This window comes from Nocardia abscessus NBRC 100374 (genome assembly GCF_000308455.1).
GTDB lineage: Bacteria > Actinomycetota > Actinomycetes > Mycobacteriales > Mycobacteriaceae > Nocardia > Nocardia abscessus.
In genome coordinates this window covers 62,861-75,874 of the sequence record NZ_BAFP01000052.1, presented here as the reverse complement: position 1 = coordinate 75,874, position 13,014 = coordinate 62,861, and the positions used below count along the sequence as shown (strand labels likewise).

General features: G+C 69.2%; 12 protein-coding genes. 4 read left to right on the top strand and 8 right to left on the bottom strand.

Annotation, left to right across the window (positions count from 1 at the left end):
- From pheT to ON19_RS10790, 3 genes are all read right to left on the bottom strand, one after another.
- Positions 1-1,528: phenylalanine--tRNA ligase subunit beta (pheT, locus tag ON19_RS10800; RefSeq protein ID WP_043689651.1), on the bottom strand; the 1,528-nt coding region annotated here is incomplete at its 3' end.
- Between the two features lie 33 nt (positions 1,529-1,561).
- Positions 1,562-2,623 (bottom strand): phenylalanine--tRNA ligase subunit alpha, encoded by a 1,062-nt coding sequence (pheS, locus tag ON19_RS10795; protein ID WP_051168722.1) that lies wholly within the window; start codon positions 2,621-2,623, stop codon positions 1,562-1,564.
- A 312-nt stretch (positions 2,624-2,935) separates the two neighbouring features.
- Positions 2,936-4,363, bottom strand: a complete 1,428-nt coding sequence (locus ON19_RS10790; RefSeq protein WP_043689649.1) for a DHA2 family efflux MFS transporter permease subunit — start codon at positions 4,361-4,363, stop codon at positions 2,936-2,938.
- A 103-nt stretch (positions 4,364-4,466) separates the two neighbouring features.
- Between ON19_RS10790 and ON19_RS10785 the strand changes: the two genes are divergently transcribed.
- Entirely contained in the window at positions 4,467-5,039 is a 573-nt protein-coding gene (locus ON19_RS10785; protein ID WP_051168721.1) for a TetR/AcrR family transcriptional regulator, read from the top strand.
- A gap of 190 nt (positions 5,040-5,229) precedes the next feature.
- Here ON19_RS10785 and ON19_RS10780 read toward each other — a convergent pair whose 3' ends face one another.
- From ON19_RS10780 to infC, 4 genes are all read right to left on the bottom strand, one after another.
- The gene (locus ON19_RS10780) at positions 5,230-6,027 is read right to left on the bottom strand and encodes a TrmH family RNA methyltransferase (RefSeq protein ID WP_043689646.1); all 798 of its coding nucleotides are present in this window, start codon (positions 6,025-6,027) and stop codon (positions 5,230-5,232) included.
- A 40-nt stretch (positions 6,028-6,067) separates the two neighbouring features.
- Entirely contained in the window at positions 6,068-6,448 is a 381-nt protein-coding gene (gene rplT / locus ON19_RS10775) for a 50S ribosomal protein L20 (RefSeq protein ID WP_039797323.1), read from the bottom strand.
- A 114-nt stretch (positions 6,449-6,562) separates the two neighbouring features.
- Positions 6,563-6,757, bottom strand: coding sequence for a 50S ribosomal protein L35 (rpmI, locus tag ON19_RS10770; RefSeq protein WP_043689645.1), 195 nt, complete (start codon positions 6,755-6,757; stop codon positions 6,563-6,565).
- A 58-nt stretch (positions 6,758-6,815) separates the two neighbouring features.
- Positions 6,816-7,481 (bottom strand): translation initiation factor IF-3, encoded by a 666-nt coding sequence (infC, locus tag ON19_RS10765; protein ID WP_083887487.1) that lies wholly within the window; start codon positions 7,479-7,481, stop codon positions 6,816-6,818.
- Between the two features lie 336 nt (positions 7,482-7,817).
- Between infC and ON19_RS10760 the strand changes: the two genes are divergently transcribed.
- The 3 genes from ON19_RS10760 to ON19_RS10750 all read left to right on the top strand — a co-directional run bounded on the left by ON19_RS10760 (position 7,818) and on the right by ON19_RS10750 (position 9,508).
- Positions 7,818-8,345, top strand: a complete 528-nt coding sequence (locus tag ON19_RS10760) for a DinB family protein (protein ID WP_043689638.1) — start codon at positions 7,818-7,820, stop codon at positions 8,343-8,345.
- A 4-nt stretch (positions 8,346-8,349) separates the two neighbouring features.
- Complete coding sequence (locus tag ON19_RS10755) at positions 8,350-8,691, top strand: DUF1844 domain-containing protein (protein WP_043689636.1); 342 nt, start codon at positions 8,350-8,352, stop codon at positions 8,689-8,691.
- Positions 8,692-8,797: 106 nt separating this feature from the next.
- On the top strand, positions 8,798-9,508 hold the full coding sequence (locus tag ON19_RS10750; RefSeq protein ID WP_043689635.1) for an alpha/beta fold hydrolase: 711 nt from the start codon (positions 8,798-8,800) through the stop codon (positions 9,506-9,508).
- Between the two features lie 45 nt (positions 9,509-9,553).
- Here ON19_RS10750 and uvrA read toward each other — a convergent pair whose 3' ends face one another.
- Positions 9,554-12,505, bottom strand: a complete 2,952-nt coding sequence (gene uvrA / locus ON19_RS10745; protein WP_043689634.1) for an excinuclease ABC subunit UvrA — start codon at positions 12,503-12,505, stop codon at positions 9,554-9,556.
- Positions 12,506-13,014 lie beyond the last annotated feature (509 nt).

Sequence of the window (13,014 nt, the reverse complement as noted above, 5' to 3'; positions counted from 1 at the left end):
TGAGCCCCCGCCCGGCCGGTGCGGCGGGCAGCACGGAGGGAATCTGCTCCAAGCCCTCCAGCCGCAGCACCTCTTCCACCAGGTCGGCGGGCTGGGCCAGGTCGGGCCGCCAACTCGGCGGAGTCACCACCAGCTGTCCGTGTCCGGCGTCGCTGACGCCGACCTCGACGGTGCAGCCGATCTGGGCCAGGCGGCGGGCCGACGTCCCGGTCGGATACGTGACGCCCGCGACCCGGTCGGCCAAGTCGATGTCCATGCGGATGGGCTCGGCCGCGGGGACCGGAATGCGGATGTCGGTGAGCACCGGTTCCACGGTGCCCCCGGCGATGTCGGCGAGCAGGGCGGCCGCCCGATCGAGGGCGGCGACGTTGATCTCCGGATCGACGACCCGCTCGTACCGCTTGCCCGCCTCGGAGACCAGCTTGTGCCTGCGCGCGGTCCGGTAGACCAGCAGCGGATTCCAGGTGGCCGCCTCGAGCAGGATGTCGGTGCTCCCCGCGCCGACCTCGGTGCTCGCCCCGCCCATCACACCGGCCAGCGAGACGACGCCGGAATCGTCGGCGATCACCACGTCCTCGGCGTCGAGGGCACGCTCCACGTCGTCCAGCGTGCGCAGCGTCTCACCCTTGTTCGCGGCGCGGACCACCAAGCCGCCCGACACCTTCGCCGCGTCGAAGGCGTGCAGCGGCTGCCCCAGCTCGAGCATCACGTAGTTGGTGACGTCCACCGCGGGCGAGATCGGCCGCACGCCCGACAGCAGCAGCCTGCGCTGCAACCACCAAGGGCTGACCGCCTTCGGATCGATGCCGGTCACCCGGCGTGCCGCGAAACGGGTGCACCGGGAATCCGGCTCGACCCGGATCGGCCAGGCCTCCTGCTCGTGATCGGGCAGGGTCCGCACCGCGGGGTCGGCGTACTCGAGATCGAAACCGCAGGCCAGTTCGCGGGCCAGGCCGCGCACCGAGAAGCAGTAGCCGCGATCGGGCGTGATGTTCAGCTCGATGACGGTGTCGTCGAGCCCGAGCAGCGCGTTGGCGTCGGTGCCCGGCTCGGCGGTGCCCGGTTCCAGCACCAGGATGCCGGAATGGTCCTTGCCGATACCCAGTTCGGCGACCGAGCAGATCATCCCGTTGGAGACGCGGCCGTAGGTCTTGCGCGAGGTGATCTGGAAGCCGCCGGGCAGCACGCCGCCGGGCAGCACCACGACCACCAGGTCACCGACCTCGAAATTCCGCGCGCCGCAGATGATCTCCTGCAACTCGGGCTTGCCGATGTCCACCTTGCAGAAGCGGATCGGCTTCTTGAACTCGGTCAGCTCGGTGATCTCGGCCACCCGGCCGACCACCAGCGGCTCGCCGCCCGCTTCCGCCGCGCTCTCCTCCGGGCCCGCGACCCGCCGGAGCTTGTCGACCTCTTCGACTTCCAGCCCGACCCGGACGAATCCGGCGTCGAGCTCCTCCGGCGTCACCGACCACTCCGGGTTGGTGCGCTGGATGATGTCGGTCAGCCAGGACTGCGCTACTCGCACTTGTCGTTTCGCTCTCTCGATCGAAGGGTGGGGTCAGGACCGGATACCGAAGGGCAGCGTGAAGCGCACGTCGCCCTCGACGATGTCACGCATGTCCGGGATGCCGTTGCGGAACTGCAGCGTCCGCTCCAAGCCCATGCCGAACGCGAACCCGCTGTACACCTCGGGATCGATCCCGCTGGCGATCAGCACCTTCGGGTTCACCATGCCGCAGCCGCCCCATTCGACCCAGCCCGCGCCGCCCTTCTTGTCCGGGAACCACACGTCCACCTCGGCGGAGGGTTCGGTGAACGGGAAGTAGTTGGGACGCATGCGGGTGCGGGTGTCCGGCCCGAACAGCGCCCTGGCGAACGCGTCCAGCGTGCCGCGCAAATGCGCCATGGTCAGGCCCTTGTCCACCGCCAAGCCCTCGACCTGCGAGAACACCGGGGTGTGCGTGGCGTCCAGCTCGTCGGTGCGGAAGGTGCGGCCCGGGCAGACCACATAGATCGGCAGGTCGCGTTCCAGCATCGAGCGCACCTGCACCGGCGAGGTGTGCGTGCGCAGCACCTGACGCGAGCCCTCCGGCGCGATGTGGAAGGTGTCCTGCATGGTGCGCGCCGGATGGTCGGGCAGGAAGTTCAGCGCATCGAAGTTGAAGTGCTCGGTCTCCACCTCGGGACCTTCGGCGACCTCCCAGCCCATCGCGACGAACACGTCGGCGACTCGCTCGGAGATGACCGTGATGGGGTGCCGGGCACCGACCGCAACGCGGCGAGCGGGCAGCGTCACATCGATCGCCTCCGCGACCAGCACGGCGGCATCGCGCTCGGCGAGCAACGTGGCGCGACGGGCCTCGAACGCCTCCGACACCCTGGACCTGGCGACGTTCACTCGTTTGCCCGCGTCGGCCTTCTCCGACTTGGGCAGACTGCCCAGCGCGCGCTGCGCGAGGGCCAGCGGCGCCTTGCCGCCGAGGTGCTCGGTTTTCGCGACCGCGAGCGCATCCAGGTCGGCGGCAGCGGCGAACGCCTTCTCGGCGGCCGCCGCGGCCGCGGCCAGCGCCTCCTCGGTCAGCGCTGCGTTCTGCTCGCCTGCGTCGATGTCGTCGGCCACGATGCTCCGTCTCTCCCCTGGGGATCGGTTCGCGGGCACGGCTGATCGCCGACCCGCATTGCTGCTGGTCGCATCGTATTCGATGGCTCGGGTGCGATTCACGCGGATTACCCGCCTGGACAGACCAGACGGTCTGCCGGGCGGGCCCGATCCCCCTCCCGCACGGCACGACGATACGGAGACCGGAGCCCGATCGCCGAGGTCGTCGGCGTTCCGCGGAGCGCCTCGGGACCAGCGGAACGGCCCGGTGGCCGCACATGCACGATGCGCCCCTCGCCGTGCCGGAGCACAGCCAGGGGCGCACCGATCGGATCAGCTCGCCGCGGTGACCCGTCTGGGCAACAGCAGGGAGGTCAGCGCGCCCGCCGCGACGATCGCCGCGCCGACCCAGACCGCGGGCACCAGGCCGTCCACGAAGCTCTGCGGCCCCAGGTAGGAACCGGAGCCGGCGAATACCGAGGCCAGCACCGCCACGCCCATCGCGACGCCCACTTCGCGGACCGTGTTGTTGGTACCCGAGGCCATGGCCTGGTCCTCCGCCGTCGCGCTGGCCATCACGATGGTCGAGGCGGGAGCGAAGGTCAGCCCCATGCCGACACCCGCGAGCAGGAACGGTGCGACGTACGCGCCGTAGTCGACCTCCACCGTGGTGATCGCGGCCATCCAGGCCAGCGCGGCGGCCAGCAGCACCTGCCCGGTGGTGATCAACGTGCGCGCACCCACCCGATCGACGAGCAGACCCGCGATCGGCGCGACGACCATCGGCGCCATGGTCCACGGCATGGTGCGCACGCCCGATTCCAGCGGGCTGTAACCCTGCACCACCTGGAAATACTGCGCGAGCAGGAAGATCGAACCGAACACGCCCACCGAGAAGGCGAAACCGACCACGTTGCTCACGCTGAACGCGCGGGAGCGGAACAACCGCAGTGGCAGCATCGGCTCGGGCACGCGCAGTTCCCAGACGACCAGCGCGACCAGCAGCACGGCGCCGCCCAGCAGCGCGGACAGCACGCTCGCCGAGGTCCAGCCGTCGTCGGCGCCGTGGATGACGCCCCACACGATCGCGAGCACACCGCCCGCCGACAGCAGCAGCCCGGCCGGATCGAGGCGGCGGCTGCGGCCGTGCGATTCGGCGAGCACCCGCGCGGCGAACGGCAGCACGACCAGCCCGAGGGGCACGTTCAGCCAGAAGATCCACTGCCAGCTCAGCCCCTCGACCACCGCGCCACCGACCAACGGGCCGAGGGCGACGCCGAGCCCGGCGATGCCGCCCCAGATGCCGATGGCCGCGTTGCGCATCCGTTCCGGGACGGCCGCGGACAACAAGGTCAGCGACAGCGGCATCACCGCGGCCGCGCCGAAGCCCTGCACCGCCCGCGCCGCGATCAACAGGCCGGGTTCGGTCGCGAGTGCGCAGGCCGCGGACGCCAGCGTGAACAACGCGATGCCGAGCAGGAAGATCCGGCGCCTGCCGAGCCGGTCACCGATCGCGGACGCGGTGAGCAGCAGCGAGGCGAACGACAGCGTGTAGGCGTTGACGAACCACTGCAGGTCGGCCAGCGAAGCGCCCAACTCGGTGCGGATCACCGGCAGCGCGTTCGTCACCACGAGGTTGTCCAGCGTGACCATGAACATCGGGATACCGACCGCGGCCAGTACGGCGGCGAGCCTGCGACCACCGATCGTGGTCGCGGGCGCGACGGCGGGCGCCGTGGCGAGTGGGAGGGTCTCGGTCATGTCCAGTCCTTGTTGTAATCGACTGATAACTAGTGTCCAGAACAGTATGCATCGACTGATAACATGTCAAGACACACCCCAGAACCAGCGGAAATGGAACACGATGGCGACCAGGACCAGGATGACGGCCGGCGAGCGAGGCGAGCAGGTACTGCGCGCGGCGGTGTCCGCGTTCGCCGAATCCGGCTACGCCGCCACCCGGACCGACGAGATCGCCCGGCGTGCGGGTGTGTCACAGCCGTACGTGATCCGGCTGTTCGGGACCAAGCAGAACCTGTTCCGTGCTGCCTTGCACCGCGTGTGCGACCGGATCGAGGCGATCTTCCGCACCGCCCGCACCGAGGCGGCGCCCGACGCGGGCCCGGAGGAAGCCCTGGCCGCGCTCGGCAACGGCTATTCGGTTTTCCTCGCCGAACGAGAACTGCTCCAGCTGCTCCTGCACGGGTTCGCGGCCAGCGCGGACCCTGCGATCGGCGACCAGGTCAGGGCCCGGTTCGGCAAGATCTACCAGCTGATCCGGGAACTCACCGGAGCGCCGGACACCGAGACGCGGCGCTTCCTGTCCACCGGGATGCTGCTCACCGTCATGAGCGCGATGCAGGTGGCGGGACCGGACGCGGTGCCCGCGGCATGGGCGGATGAGATTCTTCAGAACCTGAGCACACAGGGCGATTGACGCTCCAGATTGCTTCGCGAAAGCGCCACTCGATGCCATGGTTCGCGACCAACGCCCCGGCCCTCAGCCGCTCCAAGCCACGCGCAGTGATCCTGAGCTCGACTGCCAAGCGCCCAGCGCACCCCAACCCCAGGTTTCGAGCGCGAGCCATAAAGGGGCCGCGAACACCCAGCGCCGCAGGCGCTGGAAATCAAACACCGTAGCGGACACGCGAGTTCGCGTAGAGGCAGATCGCGGCGGCAGTGGCCAGATTCAGGCTCTCCGCGCGGCCGCGGATGGGGATGCGGATGCGGTGGTCGGCGCGGCGCGCGACAGCGGGGTCCAAGCCGTGCGCCTCGTTGCCGAACAGCCAGGCGACGGGGGCGGTGAACAATCCGTCGGCGTCGTCGAGGTCGACTTCGCCGTCCGCCGCCGTCGCCAGGATCGTGATTCCCGCCCCGGCGATCGCATCGAGCGTCTCGGCGACGTCACGGTGCCGGGCGATCGGCACGTGGAAGATGCTGCCCGCGCTGGCCCGCACGCACTTGCCGTTGTGCGGATCGACGGTGTCGCCCGCCAGCACCACGCCGTCCGCGCCCACGGAATCGGCCACCCGCACGAGCGTTCCCGCGTTGCCCGGCTCGGCCATCTCGACCGGAACGGCCAACATCCGCGGCTGAACGTCGAGGATGCGAGCCAAGGGCACGTCGAGCAGATCGCAGACCGCCACCAATCCCGGGGCCGTCACGGTTTCCCCGAGGTGCTGTGCCGCGCGATCACTGACCAGCGTGGTGCGGACCCCCGTGGCCGCGGCCCCCGCGATCAGCGCATGGTCGCGTTCGGCGGCGGCCTTCGAGTAGAACAGCTCGTGGACGCGCCCGGTCTCCAGCGCCGCCGCGACGGCGTTGGCGCCTTCGGCGAGAAATCGTCCCGCTTTGCGACGCTGTGCGCTGCGCTGCAGCTTCACAGCGGAAACGACCCGTGGATTGCGCTCGCTGAGCGCTTCCACGGGCCGTTCCGAAAGTTGTCCGTGTGCCAACGGAGGCGACTCAGGCAGCCGGCGCGTTGACATCCTGCGGCAGGGCGGCCTTCGCGACCGCGACGAGACCGGCGAACGCCTCGGCGTCCGACACCGCGAGCTCGGCGAGGATCTTGCGGTCCACCTCCACACCGGCGGCCTTCAGGCCCTGGATGAAGCGGTTGTAGGTGATGTCGTTGATGCGCGCGGCGGCGTTGATGCGCGCGATCCACAGCTTGCGGAAGTCACCCTTGCGCGCCCGGCGGTCCCGGTAGGCGTAGGTGAGCGAGTGCAGCTGCTGCTCCTTGGCCTTGCGGTACAGCCGCGAGCGCTGGCCGCGGTAACCCTTGGAGGCCTCGAGGATGGAACGGCGCTTCTTCTGAGCGTTCACGGCCCTTTTGACGCGTGCCACTGGTCAGTCCTGTTCGATCTGGGGGCGCGGGGCAGCGCCCGGAAATGGGTCGGGGGTGGCGACGGAGGTGCTCCGGTCGCGCGGGGTGCCGGTCGGTCTGTGCGCAGGGCGCGATCAGATACCGAGCAGCTTCTTCACGCGACGGACGTCGGCGGGCGCGACTACTTCCACACCGTCCAGACGGCGAGTCCGGCGGGTGGGCTTGTGCTCGAACAGGTGGCGACGGTTCGCCTGCTGGCGAAGCAGCTTGCCCTTGCCGGACACCTTGAATCGCTTCGAGGCGCCGCTGTGCGTCTTCATCTTCGGCATGGATTCCTCTATCTGTCGTCCCGGCGGTCCTGCGGGACCGCCGGTGTTCTGATCGGTATTACTGCGGGCCGGCCGTCTCGGCCTGCTCCGCAGCGGGCTGACCGGCCGGTGCGGCGCTGGGCGCCGGGCGCGGGGCCGACTCCTGCTGCGCCTTCACCCGGGTCTTCGCGCCCTTGTGCGGGGCGAGGACCATGGTCATGTTGCGACCGTCCTGCTTGGCCGAGGTTTCCACGAAACCGAGGTCGGCGACGTCGGACGCAAGCCGCTGCAGCAGCCGGAAGCCGAGTTCGGGCCGGGACTGCTCGCGTCCGCGGAACATGATCGTCACCTTGACCTTGGACCCGGCCTCGAGGAAGCGAACGACGTTGCGCTTCTTGGTCTCGTAGTCGTGGTCATCGATCTTCGGGCGGAGCTTCTGCTCCTTGATCACCGTCTGCTGCTGGTTCTTCCGAGACTCGCGCGCCTTCTGCGCCGTCTCGTACTTGAACTTGCCGTAGTCCATGATCTTGCAGACCGGCGGACGAGCATCGGGTGCCACCTCGACCAGATCGAGGTCGGCTTCGAGGGCGACGCGTAGTGCATCTTCAACACGCACGATCCCAACCTGCTCGCCGCCAGGTCCGATGAGCCGAACCTCGGGAACACGGATGCGATCGTTGATGCGGGTCTCAGTGCTGATGGGGCCTCCTAGGTCAAGCGGTGTCGTCGGACGACCGCGCGCAATAACTGCAACCCCTGTTCAACACGAAGGCCCCGGTGCGGTATTCCGCACACAGGGCCCGATGTCGACCGATCGCCGACCGCGAGCGAACTCGGGTCGACTCTCGTGTTCCGGTTCTCCGCGAGAACTCGGCACGAGAAACCCGCCCTTGCGGGGCGGGTGACCGGACCGCTGGCCGTACGATGACTCGTCGGCAGCGGTGGGAGTCGGGCTCCACTTATCAGCCCCGAGGCAAGCCCGGGGCGGTCGTCAGCGGAAAGTCTAACATTCCGTTCGGCTATCGCCGAATCGGCCCGAAAATCCCTTGCCCGGCCGCCTCCCGAGTGCCACGCTCCCCCGGTGCGCACACCATGCCGTGACCTGCTGCGCTGGCAGTTCGACCTGACCTGGTCGCTGGCCGGGATCCATCTCGAGGCGCTCACGCCGGAGGACTTCCTCTGGGAACCCGCCGAACTCACCTGGACGGTACATCCCGATTCCGAGGGCGTGTGGCGGCCGGACTGGGCCGACGTCGAACCCGATCCGGTGCCCGTCCCCACGGTCGCCTGGCTCACCTGGCACATCGGCTGGTGGTGGGGTTCTGCCATCGACCATGCCGAAGGACTCACCCCGCCCGCGCGGGAGGACGTGCACTGGCCCGGTGACGGCGCCGCGGCCATCGCCTGCCTCCGCGATCTGCACACCGAGTGGGTGCGCGTCCTGGACGGGCTCGCCGAGACCGACCTCGACCGCCCCAGCGCCTACCCGTGGCCCGCCGACGCCGGGCTGACCATCGCGCACCTGGCGGGCTGGGTGAACGCGGAACTGATGAAAAACATCACGGAGATCGGCCACCTCCGGATGCTGCGCGCGGCGTCGCTAGCCTGAAGACATGACCGACGAGCTCGACGCTTCCGTACGCGAACTGGCCGACATCCCCGCGGTGGAGGTGATCAGCCGCGCCACCGTCATGCTGATGAGCTCGGCGGCGGAAAAGCTCGGCCTGGCCGACGAGGACCCGGACACCAGCCCGCGCCGCGATCTGGACGAGGCGCGCCGCGTGATCACCGCGCTGGCCGGTCTCGTCACGGCGTCGGTGGAATACCTGGGCCCGCACGCCGGACCGATTCGCGAGGGATTGCAGTCGCTGCAGCGCGCCTTCCGTGAGTCCTCCGCCCATCCGGACGAGCCGGGCAAGGGCCCGGGCGAGAAGTACACCGGCCCGGTCTACTGACGTTCCATCCAGGATTTCGCACCGCCGCCGGAAATTTATGGGCGGAATACCGATGCGGGACAACGATGTTTATGAAATTTCCCAACGGGTAGGGCACAGTGAGCCCATGGCTACTCGGATTCTTCTCGCTCCCGGATTCTGGCTCGGTGCATGGGCGTGGGACGAAGTCGCGCCCGATCTGCGCCGGCGTGGCAACGAGGTGCTGGCGCTCACGCTGCCCGGCCTGGAGGCCACCGACCCCGATCGGTTGTCGGCCACCCTGGAGTCCCAGGCCGAGGCCATCATCGGCGCGGTGCCCGCGGGCGAGAGCGTCGTGCTCGTCGCGCACTCCGGTGGCGCGGCGCCCGCCTATCTCGCCATCGACCGTGCGCCCGAGCTGTTCCGCCGGGCGATCTACGTCGACAGCGCGCCGCTGCCGAACGGGTTCGTCATCAATTCCGCGCTGGACGCCGCCGTGCGCGAATGGAACCTGCCGGAGTGGTCCGAGCTGGAGGACGAGGGCAGCAGCCTGGCGGGCTTGGACGAAACCGCCTTGGCGCGCTTCCGCGAGCGCGCCGTCTCGGAGCCGGCGTCCGTCGCGGGCGCACCGCTGCGATTGAGCGATTCGACCGCGCGGCTGGCGGTCCCCACCACCGTGATCTGCAGCAGCATGACCGCGGAGCTGGTCAAGAAGCTGCGCGACAACGGTGAAGCGGCGATCTTCGCCGAACTGGCCCGCATCGACGCCGAGTACGTCGATCTGCCCACGGGGCACTGGCCGATGTGGTCCAAGCCGAATGAGCTGGCCGAACTGATCCACACCATCGCCAACCGCTGACCGAAGCGGCGCGGCCCGTGCGATCCGGGCCGCGCCGGGCGATGGTCAGCCGACCGGCGCCGTCTTCTTGGCCACCCGCTTGGTCGCCTTCGCTGCCGCCTTCTTCGCCGGAGCTTTCTTCGCGGCGCTCTGCGGCGCGGGCCGCGCGTCCAGCACCTCTTTCAGGAACTGGCCGGTGTAGCTGTCCGCGACGGCCGCGATCTCCTCCGGCGTGCCCTCGGCGACGACGGTGCCGCCGCCGGAGCCGCCTTCCGGGCCCATGTCGATCACCCAGTCGGAGGTCTTGATGACGTCCAGATTGTGCTCGATGACGATCACCGTGTTGCCCTTGTCCACCAAGCCGTTGATGACGTTGAGCAGCTTGCGGATGTCCTCGAAGTGCAGACCGGTGGTCGGCTCGTCGAGGATGTACACGGTGCGGCCGGTGGACCGCTTCTGCAGCTCGGCGGACAGCTTCACCCGCTGCGCCTCGCCACCGGAGAGGGTGGGAGCGCTCTGACCGAGGCGCACGTAACCGAGCCCCACGTCCACCAGGGTCTTGAGGTAGCGGTGGATCGAGGTGATCGGTTCGAAGAAGTCGGCGGCCTCCTCGATGGACATGTCGAGCACCTCGGCGATGGTCTTGCCCTTGTAGTGCACCTCGAGGGTTTCCCGGTTGTAGCGAGCGCCGTGGCAGACCTCGCACGGGACGTAGACGTCCGGCAGGAAGTTCATCTCGATCTTGAGCGTGCCGTCACCGGAGCAGGCTTCGCATCGTCCGCCCTTGACGTTGAACGAGAACCGGCCCGGCTGGTATCCGCGCACCTTCGCCTCGGTGGTGGCCGCGAACAACGTGCGGATCTTGTCGAAGACGCCGGTGTAGGTGGCCGGGTTGGACCGTGGCGTCCGGCCGATCGGCGACTGATCCACCTGCACCAGTTTGTCCAGGTGGTCGAGCCCGTTGATCCGGGTGTGCCTGCCGGGCACCTGCCGCGCGCCGTTGAGCCGGTTCGCCAGCACCGTCGCCAGGATGTCGTTCACCAGCGTCGACTTGCCCGAGCCGGAGACGCCCGTCACCGCGGTGAGCACGCCGAGCGGGAACGCGACGTCGATGCCCCGGAGGTTGTGCTCGCTCGCCCCCACGACGGTGAGCTGCCGCTTCTTACTGACCGGGCGGCGTACCAGCGGCACTTCGATCCGCTCCCGGCCGGACAGATACGCTCCGGTCAGCGAGTTCGGGTCGGTGAGCAGCTCTTCGTAGGGCCCGCTGTGCACAACGGTGCCGCCGTGCTCGCCGGCGTACGGGCCGATGTCGACCACCCAGTCCGAGGCGCGGATGGTGTCCTCGTCGTGCTCGACCACGATCAGCGTGTTGCCGAGATTGCGCAGGCGCGTGAGGGTCTCGATGAGCCTGCGATTGTCCCGCTGGTGCAGGCCGATCGACGGTTCGTCGAGCACGTACAGCACGCCGACCAGGCCGGAGCCGATCTGGGTGGCGAGCCGGATCCGTTGCGCCTCACCGCCGGAGAGCGTGGCGGCCGCGCGCGACAGCGTCAGGTACTCCAGACCGACGTCGAGCAGGAAGCCCAGCCGCGCCTGCACCTCCTTGAGCACCTGCCCGGCGATCGCCGCCTCGCGCTCCCCCAGGGTGAGCGAGTTCAGGAATGCCGAGCACGCGCCGATGGACAGGTCGCTGACGTCGGCGATGGACTTCTTCTCGCCCGCGGCGGCGATGGTGACGGCGAGGATCTCCGGGCGCAGCCGGGCGCCGTTGCACACCGGGCACGGGATGTCGCGCATGTACCCGTCGTAGTGCTCTTTCATCTGCTCGGACTCGGTGCTCTCCATGCGCCGCTGCAGGAACGGCATCACGCCCTCGAAGTCCGCGTAGTACGAGCGCTTGCGCCCGTAGCGGTTGGTGTAGGACACGTGCACCTGGTCGGCGCTGCCCTCCAGTACCGCCTTGCGCGCCTTCGGCGGCAGATCCTGCCACGGGGTGTCCATGGAGAAGCCGATGGCATCGGCGAGACCGGACAGCAGCCTGGTGAAGTACTCGGCGGTCTGGCCACGCGACCACGGCGCGATGGCGCCTTCGTTCAGGCTCAGCGCCGGGTCGGGCACCACCAGTTCCGGGTCGACCTCCTTGCGGATGCCCAAGCCGGTGCAGTCCGGGCACGCGCCGTAGGGCGAGTTGAACGAGAACGAGCGCGGCTCCAGGTCCTCGATGTCGAGCGGGTGACCGTTGGGGCAGGCGAGGCGCTCGGAGAAGCGGCGCTCCCGGTCGTGCGCGTGCTCGTCGCGATCGACGAAGTCGAGCACCACGATGCCGTCGGCGAGCCGCAGCGCGGTCTCGATCGAATCGGTCAGGCGCTGCTTGGAATTCGGCTTCACCGCCAGCCGGTCGACCACGACCTCGACGTCGTGCTTCTCCTGCTTCTTCAGCTTCGGCGGATCGGTGAGCGGATACACCACGCCGTCGACCCGCACGCGGGAGTAGCCCTGGGTGTTCAGCTGATCGAACAGGTCGACGAACTCGCCCTTGCGGGTGCGCACCACCGGAGCGAGCACCTGGAAGCGGATGCCCTCCTCCATCGCCAGCACCTGGTCGACGATCTGCTGCGGCGTCTGCTTGGCGATCAGCTCGCCGCACACCGGGCAGTGCGGCGTGCCCGCCCGGGCGTAGAGCAGCCGCAGGTAGTCGTAGACCTCGGTGATGGTGCCCACGGTCGAGCGCGGATTGCGGTTGGTCGACTTCTGGTCGATGGACACCGCGGGCGAGAGACCTTCGATGAAGTCGACGTCGGGCTTGTCCATCTGGCCGAGGAACTGCCGCGCGTACGCCGACAGCGATTCGACGTAGCGCCGCTGCCCCTCCGCGAAGATCGTGTCGAAGGCCAGGCTCGACTTTCCGGAGCCGGACAGACCGGTGAACACGATGAGGCTGTCGCGGGGCAGGTCGAGATCGACACCCTTGAGGTTGTGCTCCCGAGCTCCGCGCACAGTGAGGCGTTCCGCCACAGGTCGTCCCTTCTCCTTCGTGTTCGGCGTCCAGACATACCCCCGGCCGCCATGCTAGGCATGGGCACCGACAAGTTTCGCGGACCGCCCGTCACCTCGACGAATGGCGGGAACCCGGCGGCCGGACGTTACGGATCGAGCCGGGGAAACAGGCAAGGACGCCTCCGTAGCATCGCCCTCCCGGCGTCCCTGGTCAACAGCGGGACGGGCCGCATCATTCCCCTCGCCGCCCGCCGTCCCGCCGCCGCGCCCGCACGGCCGGGGCCGATGACCGCGGCAATGGTTGCGGGTGACAGGCGGTTGTCCGAGGGACGCCTCGGCGCCGAGTGCTCGAGGTCACGCTCCTGCTCCTGTGCGGAAGAACATGGCCGGTACCGTCATCGCGGTCCGGGCACCGGCACAGCGCTGCCGGGGATTCGTCCAGCGGCCGGCTCCGGTCGAACGACTTCGCCGCGTGCGCACCGACCGCCGACTAGACTGACCGCGCTGTGCGCATCCCACCGGCCTCC

What these genes read in the sequence shown, in the direction of transcription:
- ON19_RS10755 (WP_043689636.1), top strand. Translation starts at nt 8,350, where the DNA reads ATGACCGACGAGCTCGACGCTTCCGTACGCGAACTGGCCGACATCCCC.
- ON19_RS10790 (WP_043689649.1), bottom strand. Translation starts at nt 4,363, where the DNA reads ATGACCGAGACCCTCCCACTCGCCACGGCGCCCGCCGTCGCGCCCGCG.
- ON19_RS10785 (WP_051168721.1), top strand. Translation starts at nt 4,467, where the DNA reads ATGGCGACCAGGACCAGGATGACGGCCGGCGAGCGAGGCGAGCAGGTA.
- rpmI (WP_043689645.1), bottom strand. Translation starts at nt 6,757, where the DNA reads ATGCCGAAGATGAAGACGCACAGCGGCGCCTCGAAGCGATTCAAGGTG.
- ON19_RS10750 (WP_043689635.1), top strand. Translation starts at nt 8,798, where the DNA reads ATGGCTACTCGGATTCTTCTCGCTCCCGGATTCTGGCTCGGTGCATGG.